The 16,103-nt window shown below is 65.9% G+C and carries 13 protein-coding genes; 10 read left to right on the top strand and 3 right to left on the bottom strand.

The window, feature by feature from the left end; all coding sequences use genetic code 11:
* Positions 1-50 precede the first annotated feature (50 nt).
* Complete coding sequence (locus H8S23_RS13145) at positions 51-1,172, bottom strand: PfkB family carbohydrate kinase (protein ID WP_186888813.1); 1,122 nt, start codon at positions 1,170-1,172, stop codon at positions 51-53.
* A 290-nt stretch (positions 1,173-1,462) separates the two neighbouring features.
* Between H8S23_RS13145 and H8S23_RS13140 the strand changes: the two genes are divergently transcribed.
* The gene (locus H8S23_RS13140) at positions 1,463-2,002 is read left to right on the top strand and encodes a stage V sporulation T C-terminal domain-containing protein (protein ID WP_186888812.1); all 540 of its coding nucleotides are present in this window, start codon (positions 1,463-1,465) and stop codon (positions 2,000-2,002) included.
* A 1,009-nt stretch (positions 2,003-3,011) separates the two neighbouring features.
* On the opposite strand, the gene H8S23_RS13135 is transcribed toward H8S23_RS13140, so the two are convergent.
* Positions 3,012-3,872, bottom strand: coding sequence for an LCP family glycopolymer transferase (locus H8S23_RS13135; RefSeq protein WP_186888811.1), 861 nt, complete (start codon positions 3,870-3,872; stop codon positions 3,012-3,014).
* Positions 3,873-3,951: 79 nt separating this feature from the next.
* Here H8S23_RS13135 and H8S23_RS13130 point away from each other — a divergent pair, with 79 nt between their 5' ends.
* The 7 genes from H8S23_RS13130 to H8S23_RS13100 all read left to right on the top strand — a co-directional run bounded on the left by H8S23_RS13130 (position 3,952) and on the right by H8S23_RS13100 (position 11,624).
* The gene (locus H8S23_RS13130) at positions 3,952-4,116 is read left to right on the top strand and encodes a hypothetical protein (RefSeq protein WP_186888810.1); all 165 of its coding nucleotides are present in this window, start codon (positions 3,952-3,954) and stop codon (positions 4,114-4,116) included.
* Positions 4,117-4,134: 18 nt separating this feature from the next.
* Entirely contained in the window at positions 4,135-5,388 is a 1,254-nt protein-coding gene (locus H8S23_RS13125) for a hypothetical protein (protein WP_186888809.1), read from the top strand.
* Between the two features lie 947 nt (positions 5,389-6,335).
* A complete protein-coding gene (locus H8S23_RS13120) occupies positions 6,336-7,115 on the top strand; it encodes a TIGR00282 family metallophosphoesterase (protein WP_186888808.1) in 780 nt (259 codons plus the stop codon).
* A complete protein-coding gene (locus tag H8S23_RS13115; RefSeq protein ID WP_186888807.1) occupies positions 7,097-7,579 on the top strand; it encodes a SufBD protein in 483 nt (160 codons plus the stop codon). Before H8S23_RS13120 ends, H8S23_RS13115 begins: the two co-directional genes overlap by 19 nt.
* A 415-nt stretch (positions 7,580-7,994) precedes the next feature.
* Complete coding sequence (locus H8S23_RS13110; protein WP_186888806.1) at positions 7,995-9,545, top strand: ABC transporter substrate-binding protein; 1,551 nt, start codon at positions 7,995-7,997, stop codon at positions 9,543-9,545.
* 5 nt (positions 9,546-9,550) lie between these two features.
* Positions 9,551-9,901, top strand: coding sequence for an Asp23/Gls24 family envelope stress response protein (locus H8S23_RS13105; protein ID WP_186888805.1), 351 nt, complete (start codon positions 9,551-9,553; stop codon positions 9,899-9,901).
* 34 nt (positions 9,902-9,935) lie between these two features.
* Positions 9,936-11,624, top strand: a complete 1,689-nt coding sequence (locus tag H8S23_RS13100) for a DAK2 domain-containing protein (protein ID WP_186888804.1) — start codon at positions 9,936-9,938, stop codon at positions 11,622-11,624.
* 228 nt (positions 11,625-11,852) lie between these two features.
* Here the strand turns inward: H8S23_RS13100 and H8S23_RS13095 are convergent, their stop codons facing one another.
* Positions 11,853-12,503: a putative ABC transporter permease gene (locus tag H8S23_RS13095; RefSeq protein ID WP_186888803.1), complete on the bottom strand. Its 651-nt coding sequence runs from the start codon at positions 12,501-12,503 to the stop codon at positions 11,853-11,855.
* A 170-nt stretch (positions 12,504-12,673) separates the two neighbouring features.
* On the opposite strand from H8S23_RS13095, the gene H8S23_RS13090 reads away from it, so the two are divergent.
* Both H8S23_RS13090 and recG read left to right on the top strand, forming a co-directional pair.
* Positions 12,674-13,330 carry a helix-turn-helix transcriptional regulator gene (locus tag H8S23_RS13090; RefSeq protein ID WP_186888802.1) on the top strand — a complete coding sequence of 219 codons (657 nt, stop codon included), beginning with the start codon at positions 12,674-12,676 and terminating at the stop codon, positions 13,328-13,330.
* Between the two features lie 120 nt (positions 13,331-13,450).
* Complete coding sequence (gene recG / locus H8S23_RS13085; RefSeq protein WP_186888801.1) at positions 13,451-15,517, top strand: ATP-dependent DNA helicase RecG; 2,067 nt, start codon at positions 13,451-13,453, stop codon at positions 15,515-15,517.
* The last annotated feature ends 586 nt before the right edge of the window (positions 15,518-16,103 follow it).

Raw genomic sequence — 16,103 nt, 5'->3', positions numbered from 1 at the left:
GTATTTATGTAAACGGTTTACTGGGAAAACAACAGTTGCCTGCGCCGGGCTCACACCTCTTCGACCGTCAGGCCGTCCCGCTCGGCGGCGGCCCAGACGTTCTCGGCGCTGATGTTGGGGTTGATGGTGTTTTGATGGGAGATCGCCATGCGGGAGGCCGCGGTAGCGAAGATGAGGGTCTTTTCCGGCGACAGGCCGGTAAGGCTTGCATAGACCAGGCCGCCCATAAAGGCGTCTCCCGCCCCGGTGGCGTTGACCACCTGGTCCATCGGCCTGCCTTTGGCCCGCAGGGCCCGCCCCTCGGCGTCCAGGTAAAAGCATCCCTCGCGCCCCAGGCTGACCACCACCCGCGACAGGCCGCCGCCGATCAGCGCGCGGCAGGCGCAGCGCAGCTCTTCCGCCGAGCGGATGCTGCGGCCCGCGATGATCTCGGTCTCCAGCCGGTTGGGCTTGAGGGTGTGGTAACCGTGCAGATTGCCCGCCAGCTTGCGGGCATAGGTGGTGCTTACCGGGTCGGCAAACACCGGGATATCGCCGCCGTAGGTGGCGGCCACATAGTCCAGGATCTCCTGCGGCAGTCCCGCGTCCATCACGATGGCGCTTGCCCCCCGCAGCAGCTTGTGCCGGCCCTGGAGAAATGCCACGCTCAGCTTCTGCAGCACCCGCATGTCGGACATGGCCAGCGACATCTCGCCGTTCACGTCGTGCAGGGAGAGATAGGTAGACGAGCTGTCCCCCTCCGCCACCATGAAATTGGAGGTGTCGATGCCCGCCGCCCCGCATTCCTGCCGGATCTTTTCCCCGTAGACGTCGTCCCCTATGGCGGTGATCAGCCGGACGGCAGCGCCCATGCGCGCCGCGTTCTCGCAGATATTGTGGGTGACCCCGCCCACCGACATGCTGATGAAGCCGGGGTTGGAATCCTCCATGACCAGCGGCTCCCTGCTGCGGCCCATCAGGTCCACATTGGCCGCGCCGATGCCCACCACATACCGCTCTGTCTGTTCGGCCAGCACATAGCCCTTGCCCAGGATATACCCCTTTTTGGACAGGTTTGCCAGGTGCACCCCTACCGACGAGCGGGTGATGCCCAGACGTTTTGCGATCTCGCCCTGCGGCAGCATGGGGTCCTGCCGCAGCAGCTCCATGATCTGCTGTTCCCGGTCGGTCATGGCGTGTTCCTCCCTTGAAAAAATTTCTTAAATTTTGCTTATCATGTAAGCTTCTGCTTATATTTTATCTCTTTTTTCTCATTTGTCTATCCGCATTGCGCACAAAATATCACGCTGTTTTTTTACACATCCCACAACTCCGGCCGCCGGGAGCGCCGGTTGGAAAGCCGGCAGTTTTTCTTTCCCGCTTTGTATAATATTCCCTTACACGGCAGATACTAGGAGTAGCTGAAACAGGAAGCCGGTCCGCCTTCCGTTTCGCGGAACAAAGCAACGGAGGGAAGCAATCTATGAAAGCCACGGGCATTGTACGCAGGATCGATGATCTGGGACGGGTGGTTATTCCCAAGGAAATCAGGCGCACGCTCCACATCCGGGTCGGGGAACCGCTGGAGATCTATGTGAGCGGCGACGGGGAGGTCATCTTCCGCAAGTACAGCCCGCTGGGGGAACTCTCCAACTTTGCGGTGCAGTATGCGGAAGTGCTTGCCCGCGCCACCGGCGCGGCTGTGCTGGTGAGCGACCGCGACCACGTCATCACGGTGAGCGGCGCGTCCAAAAAAGAGTTTGTCGACCAGCGCATCTCACCGGCCTATGAGCAGGCGATGGAAAACCGCCGGGTGCTCTCGTCTGTGGACGCAGAGCCCATCCTGCCCTTTGCGGGGGCGCCCATGGCCGCCACGGTGCTCGCGCCCATCCTGGCGCAGGGCGACGTGATCGGCTCGGTGTCGCTGCTGGGAGACGGGCAGGCGGCGCAGCAGCCCGGAGAGACGGAGATCAAGCTTGTGACGGTGGCAGCCGCGTTCCTCGGCCGGCAGATGGAGGAGTGAGTGGTCGCCACACAAAAAGGGGGACGCGCCTTGCGGCGCGTCCCCCTTTTTGTGTGGCGACAAACGGCGCGGCCCCGGCGCCGCGGCCGCGCACCCGTTTCCCCCGCCGCGTGTCCTGCGCTGGCAAGCGTGAAAAGGGGTGCTGCGCGCGCTGTGGCGCCGGCACGGCCGGCAACGCCGAAAGTGCCGCGCGGGCGCCCCCGTCCCGGAAAGGGGCCCGGGGACGCGCCTGCGGGGAAAACCTTTTCCGCTTTGGAAAGCCGGCGGCCGCGGGAGCGGCAGGCGGTTTGAGCCGGGCCTGCAGCGGGGCGGCCGGAACAGGCCTCTCCGGCGGTAAAGACCACCTCCCCCCACGGCCGGGCGTTCCACGCATGCGGCCGGGGCCCGCGTCCTCTGTTTGCCGCTGTGCAGCCGGGGCCTGCGCCCCTGGCGGGAATCCTTTCCCGAAAACCCGGTCGGCCCCCCTGCGTGCAGGCGCTTTTCTTGCCCTCTGTGCCGCCTGGACGCAGCGGCCTTTTCTCTCAAAAAATCAAAAAGCGGCGCAGCTGCGCCGCCTTTCTGCCCGCCAACACCAGGCGCTTCTTCTTTCAGCCGTGCTGAAACACGCCGCTTTTGCCCGCCTGCATGCGCGCGGCCCCTCCCAGCCGGAATCTATCTGCCGAGACCGATGAAAAGGAAGAGCACGTCTGAACGCACGGGGGCCATCGCGATCTGCAGGAAAGGCAGGGCAAAACCCTCGCGGGGAAAATCGCGTTCAAATGTGCGTGTTCCACCCCTGCGGGGAGGCCGCTCCGCTTTTCTGCAAACTTGCTTCCAACACAGCAAAGGCCCCCAGCCGCGCGCAGAGGCCGCCCGATCGCCGGGTGGACGACATCAAAAACCGGCAGGCGCAAAGGTCCCGCACTGCGCGCAGGCCGCCCCGCCCATGGGGGCGGTTCCCCACCTGCAGCCCCTGCGCCGCCGGGCGGGGCAAAGGCCGCCGCGCGGCCGGGCCGGTTTTTCTCTTTTTTCAGCTGAACATCTCCGCGGCCTGCTCCCGGCCCGCCTCGGTGACCAGCAGCGCGCCGTCTTGGCCGGGCTGGGTCTCCAGCACCGCCCAGCGCATCTCCGGCTGCTGCAGGGCCAGATAGTCCAGAATGCGCTGATAGTCGTAGATATCGGTGGCCAGGATGCTGGTGGAAAAGGACCTGTCGTTGCCGCGCAGAAAATCCGGCAGGATCTGGTTCAGCCGGTCCATGCCGGCCAGCAGAAAGGCGCTGTATGCCTCTGCCCGCAGCGGGGCCAGCGCCTCTTCCCCCGCGCCGGAGCCGCGGATCAGCTCCGCCGCGCTGGTCGCGGAGAGCACGGTTTTGCCCCCGCTGCCGCTGCCCATGGGCAGGCCGCCGATCTCCCTCAGCTCCGGCTGGGTGAGGTCCAGCGAGATATTGCCCATCTTTTCCCCCAGTGCGACCAGGCCGTCCCGCGTGATGGAAAAGTAATGGTCCACCCGCAGGCCCAGCAGTTCCGCCAGCCGCTGGGCCGCCAGCCCCGGCCCGGCATAGGCGTACTGCTCCGCCACGGTGGAGGGCTTGCCCGCCTCTGTCTCCACCTGCAGAGCCGACGGCACCGGCATCACGCAGGCCTTGCCCTGCAGCGCGTCAAACCGCACCAGCGAGAAAGACGCATCCTCCCCGTCTCTCACCACCAGCAGCAGGTTTTTGGAGTCGCCCGCGTCGGGCCGGCGCACGGCGATGCCCACCCCCTCGCCCGCCGCCGCGGCATCGGGAGAGCCCAGGTGCGCGGTGCCGAAGAACAGCGCCGCCGCATAGATGGGGATCAGCACACCCAGCGTGCAGGCAAAACTGAGCCAAAACGCTTTTTTTCTTGTCAATGGGTTCACCTCTTCAGTATATATTCTCACCGCCCAGAGAAAAATATATACATCAGAGCAGCGCAGGGGAGGTGAAAGGATGGAGGGCAAAGGAGAACGGCGCTTCCCGGACCCGGCCCCCGGGCAGGACACGCTGGAGAGCATCCTCAGCATGCCGCCCAGCCGCACCGACCCCAGCGGCAGCTACACCGGCCGCCCGCAGGACCCGGACGAGACGCCGGTGCAGGACGCGGACGACCTTTAAAAAAGGAGGAACAGACAGATGGATCCATTTGAACTGAAACCGACGACGGTGGAAGACGGTCTGATGGACTGGAAGACCCTTTATCCCCAGCCCTATGACAAAAACGAGGCCGACCCTTATACCAAGGTGCGCATCATCCTGATGACCGGCACCGAATTTGAGGCGAACTGGTTCAGCCACCAGTTCCACCGCCACTGCACCGACAACGACCTGCGGCGCGAGCTGGCCCTGAGCCGCCGGGTGGAACAGCAGCAGCAAAAGCAGCTGGCCTGCCTGAAGCCCATCGACGAGACCCAGCTGGAGACCACCATCGCCTATGAACAGCTGGCGGTGGACCTGACCGCCATCCTCGCCCAGCGCGACCCGGATCCCTATGTGGTCAAAACGATGGACCTGGCCCTGCTGGAGGACTTTGACCACCTTTACCGCTATGCCGATCTGCTGGAGATGGAGCAGGGCGTGCACGCCGAGCGGCTGGTGGGCCGCTATACCGAGATCATGCCCGGCCGCCCGACCATTTCAGAGCACCGCCATCCCTATGACAGCGTGCGCCGGTACTGCGATTTCAAGACGGCGGCCCCCATCACCAAGCTGGACGTGAGCATTATCACCGCCGCCGAGCAGCAGACCATGAACTATTATATGAACCTGGGCGCGTTTTACGGCAGCGACCGCGGCCGCAAGCTGTATCAGGAGATCGGCATGATCGAGGAACAGCACGTCACCCAGTACGGCGCGCTGATCGACCCCAGCTGCACCTGGCTGGAAAGCCTGCTGATGCACGAATATATCGAGTGCTATCTCTACTACTCCTGCTTTGAGGACGAGACCGACCGGCGCGTCAAAAAACTGTGGGAGATGAACTTCGAAAAAGAGGTCGCCCAGCTGCACGCGGCTGCAAAGCTGCTGCAAAAATACGAAAAAAAGAGCTGGCAGCAGGTCATCCCGGACGGCGCTTTCCCCGAGCTGCTGAACTTCAGCGAACAAAAGGAGTATGTGCGCAGGGTGCTGGCACAGACGGTGACCCAGACCGCGCGGCGCGAGGATTTCGTCGAGCTCGACACCCTGCCGGACGACGCGCCGTTCTTCCGCTATCAGGACACGGTGAACCCCAATTCCCGCGAGGTGCCCAGCCACCGGGTCATCCGCGACGCCATCGCCGAGCTGGGGCAGGACTACCGCTTTGAAGAGAGCCCCAACCCCATCCCGGCGCTGCGCAGCCGCAAAAAGGACAACATCACCCTGGGGCGCAAAAAAGGGGAGGCAGGCTGAAAAACGGCCGCAGGACCGTTTTGTGCGCACGCGGGGCGGGCGGTGCCGGTCAACAGCCGCCGCGCCCGCCGCAGGACCGTCAAAAACAGCCCTGGCGCCTTTGGGGGTCCAGGCCTTGAAACCAACAAAAAAGCAGCCGCTGCGGCTGCTTTTTTGTTGGGCGGCACGCCGGAAGCTTTTCCGGGGGAAAAGGAGCGTTCCTCCCCGCGGGCCCGGGGCCGGCGCTCCGCAGCGTCAGGGCGCACTTTTGCTTTGTCATTCTCCTGCGTCCGATTTCTCATCGGACCAGCGCTCTGCGCGCGCCGCCTCGACGCTTTGATTTTGGCTTTGACGTTTTTCCGTATTTGATCTTTCACCGGGCCGGCGCTCTGCAGCGACGCAGCGGCAAGCGGGGGCTGCGCCGCGGCGCGGGGCTCCGGGGACAGCGCCTGCAAACGATCCTCCAAAGGCGTCCGCCGGGATCGCGCCGCCCGCTGCTTTGCAGGGGCCGCCCTTTGTTCCAAATCACATCGGCGGCAAAAGGTCCTGCCGCCGGGCTTCATTTTTTGCCCCGCTTCTGTTATGATTGGGGTGAAAACAAACAGCGGGCGCTGTTCTGCTGCGGCTGCCCCACGTTTCTCTCCGCCCGCGGCGCGGCGGCAGGCGGCCGGGGCCTGTCCCCGGCCCCCGGTGAGCCTCCGCCTTTTTGTTTGCGGCACAGCGGAAAACCTCCGGGCGCCGCCGCGGCAGGTCTTTTTCGGCCGCCGCGGGCCGCAGGAAGAGCTTCCCGGCTGAAAAGCCGCCCGCTGCAGGCGGCGGGCAGCAAAAAAACGCCGGCCCCGCCGCGCACAGTTCTGTGCGCCGCACGGTCCCGCGCACGGTGCCGGAAAGCTTTTTGATCGCTGAAACCTAAAATCATGGCCGCCTTTCAGAACTCTTTTTCCCTGGGGCGGCAAACGGAGGCGCGTATGAAAATCCTTTGTGTGGGCGACGTGGTGGGGACGCCCGGGCTGGACTTCCTCTGCCGCCGGCTGCCGGGTCTCAAACGGCGGCTGGGGGCCGATATCTGCATCGTCAACGGCGAAAATGCCCATCCCGGCGGGGTGGGCCTCACCCGCAGCATCGCCGAGGACATCTTCGCCCATGGGGCGGACGTGATCACCGCCGGCAACCATGCGCTGCGGCGGGCGGAAGAATCCCTGTATGAGGAGACCGAGGCGCTGCTCTGCCCGGCAAACCTGCCGCATCTGTCCCCCCGGGCAGGCAGCGTGACGCTGGACCTGGGCCGCTGCGCGCTGACGGTGATCGACCTTGCGGGGGTGGCCTTTCTCGAGCCGGTGGACAACCCTTTCGACACGGCCGACCGCCTGCTGGAGGGGGACACGGCCCGGTTCAAAGTGGTGGACATCCACGCGGAGTCCACGGCCGAAAAGCAGGCCCTGGCCTGGTATCTGGACGGGCGGGTGAGCGCGGTGTTCGGCACCCACACCCATGTGCCCACCGCGGACGCCGGCGTGCTGCCCGGCGGCACCGGCTTTATCACCGACGTGGGCATGACCGGGCCGGTGCGCTCGGTCATCGGGGTGCGGCCGGAGCTGGCGGTCCAAAAGCAGCGCACCCACCGGCCGGTGCGCTTTGAGGTGGCCGACGGCCCCTGCCGCCTGGACGCGGTGCTGTTCACCTGCGACGACACCAGCGGCCGCTGCCTGTCGGCGGAGGCCGTGCGGGAATGCGAGGACGCGCGATGACCCCGGTGACGCAGCCGGAGCTTGCCCGGCTGCTGGAGGGCCTGCGGGACCGGAACGCCGCAGAGGGCTATGCCTGCCTGAAACAGCTTCTCGCCGAGAGCGGCCGCACCGCGGCAGTCTATCCGCACTGGGACGCGCTGATCGCCCTGACGGAGGAAGAAAGCGCCTATCTGCGCGCCCGCGGCCTGCTGCTTCTGGCGGCGAACGCCCGCTGGGACACCGAAAACAGGCTGGACCGAGATCTTGAGCGCCTGCTGGCCCACCTGACCGACAAAAAGCCCACGGTGGCCCGGCAGTTTCTCGCCGCCCTGCCGCAGGTGGCGCAGGCCAGGCCGGACCTGGCCCCGCGCATCCGGCAGGCGCTGCTCTGCGCCGACACCTCCGCCTACCCGGACAGCACCCGTCCCCTGGTGGAAAAAGATCTGCGCGCCGCGCTGAACGCGCTGCAGACGCCGGCCGGCTGAGCGCCGCTTTCCCGCGGGCAAGCGCGGCCCGCACAAAAGCCGGACCCGGCTAAGGAAACAAGAGTCGAGCCATCTGATCTTGGCGCAGCGCAGGCGTCCCGGTATGGCTGGCAAGGTGGTTTCAAAAGCGCTTTGTCCTGTCTTGCAAAGCCCGGCTTTGCCGGGCTGGCCGCTTTCCATCAGCCTGGGCGGCGCTGAGGGCCGGCCCCGCAATGCCCCGATCGCCGTCTTTGCGGTCATGTTTCCTTATTCGGATCCGGCTAAAGGGCGCCGGCCTGAACTTTCCCTTTTCTTTGACCCGCAAAAGCGGTATAATGTTCAGGTCAAACCGGCGCCTGCCCGCCTGCGGGCGGGCCCTTTGCACCCTGCCATCATCCGCCCGGCCTTTTTTCCGCGCCGGGCAGGGAGGTCTTTTATGTTTCACTTTGTTCCGCGGCGGACCATTGCCGCCCTGCTCAGCTTCGCCGTTGCCGCCGCGCTGTTCTCCGGCTGCGGCGATGCGCCGGACAGCTCCGCCGCCGGCGGCGGCGTGCCGGCGGCGCAGGTCGCGGGGGAGGATGCCGGCGAGTTTATCCTGCCCTATTCCAGCGCCGACGGGTTCAACCCCTATCTGTCCAAAAGCAATATCACGGTGCAGAACTCAAGGCTGCTGTTCGACAGTTTTGTGGACATCACCAACGACTTCGCGCTGGACTACCGCGTCGCCCGCTCGGTGATCTCCAGCGGGACCGAGGTGACCATCACGGTGGGCGGCAGCTTTGCCGACGGCGCGGCGATCACCGGGGCCGACGCCGCGGCCAGCCTGGAGGCGGCGCGCCAGAGCCCCGTTTTTGGGGCGCGCTTTGCCAATATGGGCGCAGTGCGCTACAGCGGCGACACGGTGACCGTGACCCTGGCTCGGCCGGACAGCCTGTTCGCCTACCTGCTGGATATCCCGGTGCTCAAGGCCGGGGAGACCGGGGCCTCGTCTCCCACCTCCAGCGGGCGCTACTCGGTGGGGCAGGACGACCGGGGGGCGATCCTCACCGCCAACCCGGATTTTGCCGGCCAGACCGCCGTGCCCACCATCCGCCTGGTGGAGCTGAGCGGCTACGACGCGCTGGTCTCCGGCCTCAACATCGGCGCGATCAGCCTTTTTTCGTCCGAGCAGGAGTCCGATCTGGCGGGCAGCATCATCTGCAACACCGCTTACTTCAACCTGAACAATCTGGTCTTTCTCGGGATCCAGGCCATGGGGGAGGCCTCCCCGCTGGCCCAGCCCGCGCTGCGGCAGGCCATCGATCTGGCCGTCTCCCGCCGCCAGATCGCCGACAAGGCCTATTATTCCCGCGCCTATGTGGCGACGGGTGTGATCAACCCGCGTTTCCCCGGTGAAGCCGGGGCCGCCACGCTGGCCGAAGAGGCCGATCTGGACGCCGCCAGGGCGCTGATCGAGTCTCTGGGCTATACCATGGACGCCGCCAGCGGCTATTATCAGGACGCCGGGGGCCAGCGGCTCGCCTTTACGCTGCTGTGCTATTCGGGCAGCTCGTTCAAGCGGTATGCCGCCACGCTGGTGGCCGAGCAGCTGGAGGAATGCGGCATCCAGGTCACAGTGCAGGAGGACGGCGACTTTGCCAGTTATCACGACAAGATCGCCTCGGGACAGGCGCCTCTGTACATCGGGGAGGTAAAGTTGTATAATAACATGGATATGGACGTCTTTTTTGCCGACGGCGGGGACGCCCATACCGGCGTTTCTGCGTCCGAGGCGCTGCTGGCGGCTTATGACGCGATGAAAGCCGACGCCGCGGGCCTGGCGGCTTTTGAGGCCGCCTTTGCGGCGGAGATGCCCTTTGTGCCGCTGGTGTATAAAAACGGCGTCGCCACCTACAGCAAGGACTTTTCGGGCCTTTCGCCCACAGTCAGCGATATCTTTTACCAATTTGAGCGTCTCACCATCGACAGCCCCACCCAAAAGGAGTGAACAGCATGATCAACTTTTACAACACCTTCGGCAAGGTCAGCATGACCGGCGACTACTTCGCGGGCCTGGTCTCCGCCGCGGCGAGCAGCTGCTACGGCGTGGCCGACATGGCCACCAGCGGCGCTTCGGACACGGTCAAAGGCATGATCTTCGGCTCCGACCACCCCGACAAGGGGGTGCGGGTGACCGAGGACGGGGGCAAGCTCGTCATTGAGCTGCACATCAAGGTGACCTACGGCCTCAACATCTCGGCCATCGTCAAGAGCATCACCCACAAGGTCAAATACGTGGTGGAGGACGCCACCGGCCTGCAGGTAAAAAAGATCAATGTCTCGGTAGACGATATCGTCTCCTGACGGAAATTAGACAGATTAGGGGAGTATACGCAAGATGATTAAAGGTTCTGTTTTAAGGGACAGCATGATCAGCGGCGCCAACAGCATCGCCAACCAGCGCAGCCAGATCGACGAGCTCAACGTCTTCCCGGTGCCGGACGGCGACACCGGCACCAACATGAGCATGACCATCGGCGCGGCAAAACGCGACCTGCAGGGGCTTGCCGACGGCTGCACGGTGGAGGAGGCCAGCAAGGTCGCCGCAGCCAGCATGCTGCGCGGCGCGCGCGGCAACAGCGGCGTCATCTCGTCCCTGCTCTTCCGCGGCTTTTCAAAGGCTTTGGTGGGCAAAAAAGAGGCCGGTGCCGCGGACATCGCCAAGGCGTTTGAGACCGGCGTGGCCGCCGCCTACAAGGCGGTGATGAAGCCCACCGAGGGCACCATGCTGACCGTGGCCCGCATGGGCGCCGAGGCCGCCGCCGCCGCCGCGACTGAAGACCCGGTGGAGATGTTCGAGATCATCCTCGCCGCCGCCCGGGACGCGCTGGCGCATACGCCCGAGCAGCTGCCGGTGCTGAAAAAGGCCGGCGTCGTCGACGCGGGCGGCGCGGGCTTCGTCACCATTCTTGAGGGGATGCTCAGCGTGCTGAAAGACGGCATCATCGTGGACGCGCAGGAGGCCGGGCAGGTGCAGAAGCCCTCCACCAGCGCGGCGGGACGCGGCGTGTTCGCCGACGACCTGATGCGGGTGGAGGACATCACCAACGGCTACTGCACCCAGTTTCTGGTCAACAAAAAGCAGGGCGCCAGCTGCGAAAAGCTGCGTGCTTTTTTGGAGAGCAACGGCGACAGCGTGGTCGTCATCGAGGACGACGAGGTCATCAACTGCCACGTGCACACCACCGACCCCGGCCGGATCGTCAGCTACGCGCTGAACTTCGGCTATCTGACCAACTTCAAGATCGAGAACATGCACGAACAGTTCCTGGCGCGGCAGGCCCAGGGCAAGGGGCTGGAAAAACAGGCGGAGGCGGAGAAAAACCCCGTCAAACAGAAATTCCAGTACTCGGCGGTGGACCCCGAGGTACGCTTCGGCTTTGTGGCCGTGGCCGCAGGCGACGGCCTGCGGGACATCTTCACCGACATCGGCGTGAACGCGGTGGTCTCGGGCGGTCAGACCATGAACCCCAGCACCGAGGACATCCTGGAGGCCGTGCAGAGCGTGCCCGCCAAAACCGTCTTTGTGCTGCCCAACAACAAAAACATCATCATGGCCGCCGAGCAGGCGGTGCGGCTGGCTGACCGGCAGATCATCGTGCTGCCCACCCGCACCATCCCCCAGGGCATCACCGCCATGCTCAATTTTGACGAGTCCCTCTCCGGCGAGGACAACGCCATCGCCATGATGCAGGCCGCCGACCGCGTGGCCACCGGCCTGGTCACCTTTGCGGCCCGCAACAGCGACTACGAGGGGCACAAGATCAAGCAGGGCGAGATCCTGGCGCTGGAAAACGGCAAGCTGTCTTTCACCGACAAGGACGTGGCCCACGCGGCCTCCAAGCTGACCCGCAGCCTGCTGAAAAAGGACTCCAGCTTCGTCACCGTCATCTCCGGCTGCGACGTGGCCGAGGAGGACGCCCAGCGCCTGACCGCCCAGCTGCGCGACAAGGTGCCCGGCAGCGTGGAGGTCACCCATCTGGTGGGCGGCCAGCCGGTCTATTACTATATCATCAGCGTGGAATAAACTCCGCTTTTCGTCCCAGGGGACCGGCCGCCGCGGCCGGTCCTTTTTTATATCCGGATCGTGTGCAGAAGCCCGCGCGGCGCGCGGGCGGCGCAGAGGGCGGCGTTTTCCGCATTTTCGGCGGGGCCTGCAGGCGCGGCGCTCGTTTGTGCAGTCCCTGCGCCGCCCGCAAAGCCGGGGCCCGCATTGCCGTTTTCCCGCGCTTTGCCCCCGGGCCGCCTGCGGCCGTCAGATAAATTTCATGCCGGGGAAGATCTCTTTCAGCGCGTGGTCGGGAAAGCAGAGATCCATCAGCAGGTCCAGCCCGCCCTGGGCGGGCAGGGCTGCCCGGCGCGCCGCCATCCGCCCCACCGCCAGCAGAGAGACCAGAGCGTCCACCGCCAGAAAGACCAGCAGCGCCAGCGTGAGGGCCCTGCCCAGGCGCGGGGGGATGCGCTCGATCAGCCGGGAGAGGCGCGGGTAGACCGCTTTCATGTAAAACACGGCCAGCAGCCCCCAGGCGAACGCCACCGGCAGGGTGGTGCGCCCGCCCAGCAGCGGCAGCAGCTCGCGGTCATAATTCCAGCTCACCGCGCCGAAAACCGTCTCCTGCAGCAGGCTGCAGCCCACCTCGTAAGCGCTGCCCGCCAGCATCCCGGCCAGCAGCAGCTTGTGGGCCTGCCCGTCCCGCAGCGGCCAGAGCAGCAGGGTGAGCAGCACCGCGCCGCAGCCGTACACCAGGTTGAACGGCCCCCAGACCAGACCGCGCCCGCCGTAAAAGCGGCCGTGCATCAGCAGGTTGACGCAGTGCTCCCACGCCACGCCGAACACACTGCCCGCCACCAGCACCCAGAACAGCTTCTGCCAGCACAGCCCCCGGGCAAATCCGCGGCTCTCCATTCTCCCCTCACCTCCTCTTTTTATAGGACGAATCAGAAGAAGTTTTGTCGTCAGCCTTTACATTTTGTTCCGTCGTGTTATAATATTTTTATATTTTCTTATAATTTTTTTATAAATCTCTCTGCGCTCCGCGGCCGACACGCGGAAGAGAAACGAAAGGGGAGGGGACGATGCACGGGGAAGAATGCGGCTTGCCGGAGGCGCTGCGCGGCGTGGCGGCGCTGCTTGCCGGGGTACTGGGCCCCCACGCCGAGGTGGTGGTCCACGACCTTGCGCGGTCGGAGATCCTTTTCATTGAAAACGGGGAGCTCACCGGGCGGGCGCCCGGCCCCACCGACGACGGGGACAGCATCCGGCTTCTGGCGGAAGACGCAGACGAAAACGGCTGCCTGATCGGGTACCGCTCCTCCGGGAAGGCCTCCCGGCCGCTGCGCTCGTCCAATCTTTTCCTGCGGGATGGGGCGGGCAGGCTGCGCTATGCCGTCTGCGTCAATCAGGACGTCGCCCCCTTTCAGCAGGCGCGCCTGCTGCTGGACGAGCTGTCCGGCACGGCTGCCCCGGCCGCCCCGGCGCCGGACGGGGAGGGGGCCACCCTGCGCCAGCTGGCGCGCTCGATCCTTCTTCAGGAGATAGAGCGGGCAAAGCCGTTCTCCATCAGCACCCGGGAGGGGCGCCTCGCCGTGCTGGCGCGGCTGGAAGAAAAAGGGGTCTTTGATATGCGGGACGCGGTGCCCCAGGTCTGCGAACTGCTGCATATCTCGCAGGCCACGCTGTACAATTACCAGAGAGAGCTGCGCGGCGAGGAGAAAAAAAGGGACCGCGGCTGACTGCGCGGACAGCGGCCGCCCGGTGGGGGCCGATGCGCGGGCCCGCGGCCTGCCCGCGTGTTCCTTTCCGCTGCTTTTACTCTGCGCCGTTTTTACTCTGCTTTGAAAGGGGGCTGACCCGTGACGCTGCTTTCAGACAGCATCCAATACCTGAAAGGGGTCGGTGAAAAGCGGGCCGGACAGCTGGCCCGGCTGGGCCTTTTTACCGTGGGAGACCTGCTGCGGTTTTATCCCCGCGACTACATCGATTATTCGCTGCCCTACCCGTTGGCCAGCGCCCCCTACGAGCTCCCCTGCGTGGTGCGGGCCACCGTCTGGGGCAAGCAGGCCCCGGTGCGGGTGCGCGGCGGGCGCACCCTTTACCGGGTAAACGCGGGCGACGATACCGCGGGGCTGCTGATCACCTTTTTTAACAGCCCCTATGCGGCGGACAAGCTGGAGCCGGAAAAGGATTACCTGTTCTACGGCAGGGTCGGCGGCGGCCTGGGGCGCCGCGAGATGGTGAGCCCGGTTTTCATCCCCGCCGACAGCGGCACGCCGCTCACCGCGGTCTATCATCTGACCGGGGGCGTCACCTCGGCCTATCTCTCCAAACTGGTCAAAACCGCCCTGTCCGGCCTGGCCGGTACGCCCGGGGCGCTGGCTGACCCGCTGCCGGAGGCGCTGCGCGCCCGCTACCGGCTGCCGGAACTGGCAGACGCGCTGCAGGGCATCCACTTTCCGGCCAGCCGGGCCGAGGCGGACGGGGCCCGGCGCCGCTTTGCCTTTGAGGAGCTGTTCTGCCTGGAACTGGGCATGAAGCTGCTGCGCAGCCGCAACCGGCGCGCCAGCGGCGCGCCGATGTCCCGCTGCGACCCGGAGGACTTTTACGCCTCGCTGCCCTTTGCCCCCACCGGCGCCCAGCGGCGGGCGGTGGCAGAGCTCTGCCGCGATTTTGGCGGCCAGGCGCCCATGAACCGCCTTTTGCAGGGCGACGTGGGCAGCGGCAAGACGCTGGTGGCCGCGGCGGGCATGGCGATGGCGGCCGCAAACGGTTATCAGAGCGTGCTGATGGCCCCCACCGAGATCCTTGCCGCCCAGCACGCCTCCACCCTGGAGCAGATGCTGCGCCCCCTGGGGCTGAGGGTGGCGCTGCTCACCGGCTCGGTGAAAGGCAAAGCGCGCAGGGCGCTGCTGGCTGCCGTGGCCGCCGGCGAGGCGGAGGTGGTGGTGGGCACCCACGCGGTGCTGGGCAAGGACGTATCCTTTGCCCGGCTGGGGTTTGCGGTGGTGGACGAACAGCACCGCTTCGGGGTGCGCCAGCGCGGCCTGCTGGCGGAAAAAGCCGAGGACCCGCATCTGCTGGTCATGAGCGCCACCCCCATCCCCCGCACGCTGAGCCTGCTGCTCTTCGGTGAGCTGGACGTGTCCATTCTTGACGAGCTCCCGCCCGGCCGCACGCCGGTGCGCACCCTTGCCGTGGGCACCGCGCTGCGGGCGCGGATGTACGGCTTCCTGGAAAAACAGATCGCCGCGGGGCGTCAGGTCTTTATCGTCTGCCCGCTCATCGAGCAGGGCGACGACGCCAGCCCGGCCGCTGCCGAGATGCAGGCCGTGACCGCCTACCGGGAAGAGGTGGCAGCAAAGCTGCTGCCCGGGCGGCGCATCGGGCTGCTGCACGGGCGGCTGAAAGCTGCGGAAAAGGCCGAGGTCATGCGGCAGTTCGCACAGGGCGAGCTGGATGCGCTCTGCTCCACCACGGTGGTGGAGGTGGGGGTGGACGTGCCCAACGCCAGCGTCATGGTGATCGAAAACGCCGAGCGGTACGGCCTGTCGGCCCTGCACCAGCTGCGCGGCCGGGTGGGCCGGGGGGCCGCTGAGAGCTTCTGCATCCTGGTCAGCGATCACGACAGCCCGCAGGTGAAAGAGCGGCTCGCCTTTCTCTGCCGCACCTCGGACGGCTTTGCGGTGGCCCAGTATGATCTGGAGCACCGGGGCCCGGGCGACTTTTTCGGCCGCCGCCAGCACGGCCTGCCCACCCTGCGGGTGGCGGACGCGGCGTCCGACGCGCGCATGATCGAGACGGCAGCCGCAGAGGCGGAAGCGCTACTGGCGGCAGACCCGGCGCTGAACGCCCCCGGCCATGCCGCCCTGCGCCGCGAGGTGGACAGCCTGTTCCGCGAGGCGGGGGGCACGGCGGTCAACTGAGCGGGCCGGGACCGGCGGCAGGCGCGGGAAACGCGGGGGCGCGGGAAACCGGCCGACCTGGGAAACGCAGACGGCGCGGAAAACATGTCCAGTGCGGGAAACGCCGCCGGCAGGGGAAATACAGGCGCGCGAAAAAATCGGTCGACATGGAAAACCCGGCTGGCATGGGAAAACACAGGTGACGCGAGAAACGCGCCCCGCACGAGAAACGCAGCCCGCGTGGGAAACACGCCCGGCGCAGGAAACCCGAACGGCGCGGGAAAACGCAGGTGACGCGGGAAACACGCCCGCCGCGGACCCGTCTGCGCGCGGCTTGCGCCCCGGGCGGGCCCTCATGCTTTAGCCGGACCCGGACAAGGAAACAAGAGTCGAGCCATACGGTTTTGGCGCAGTGCAAGGCAAACCACCGCAGGCATCCTGTATGGCTGGCAAGGTGGTTTCAAAAGCGCTTTGTCCTGTCTTGCAAAGCCGGGCAAAGCCGGGCTTGCCGGGCCGGCCGCTTTCCATCAGCGTGGGCTGCGCTGATGGCCGGCCCCGCAATGCGCCCCAATTGCCCCCTTTGCGGTCATGTTTCCTTATTCGGATC

The organism is Anaerofilum hominis, assembly GCF_014287275.1.
GTDB classification, from domain to species: Bacteria; Bacillota; Clostridia; order Oscillospirales; family Ruminococcaceae; genus Pygmaiobacter; species Pygmaiobacter hominis.
This window is presented reverse-complemented; position numbering and strand designations above follow the sequence as displayed.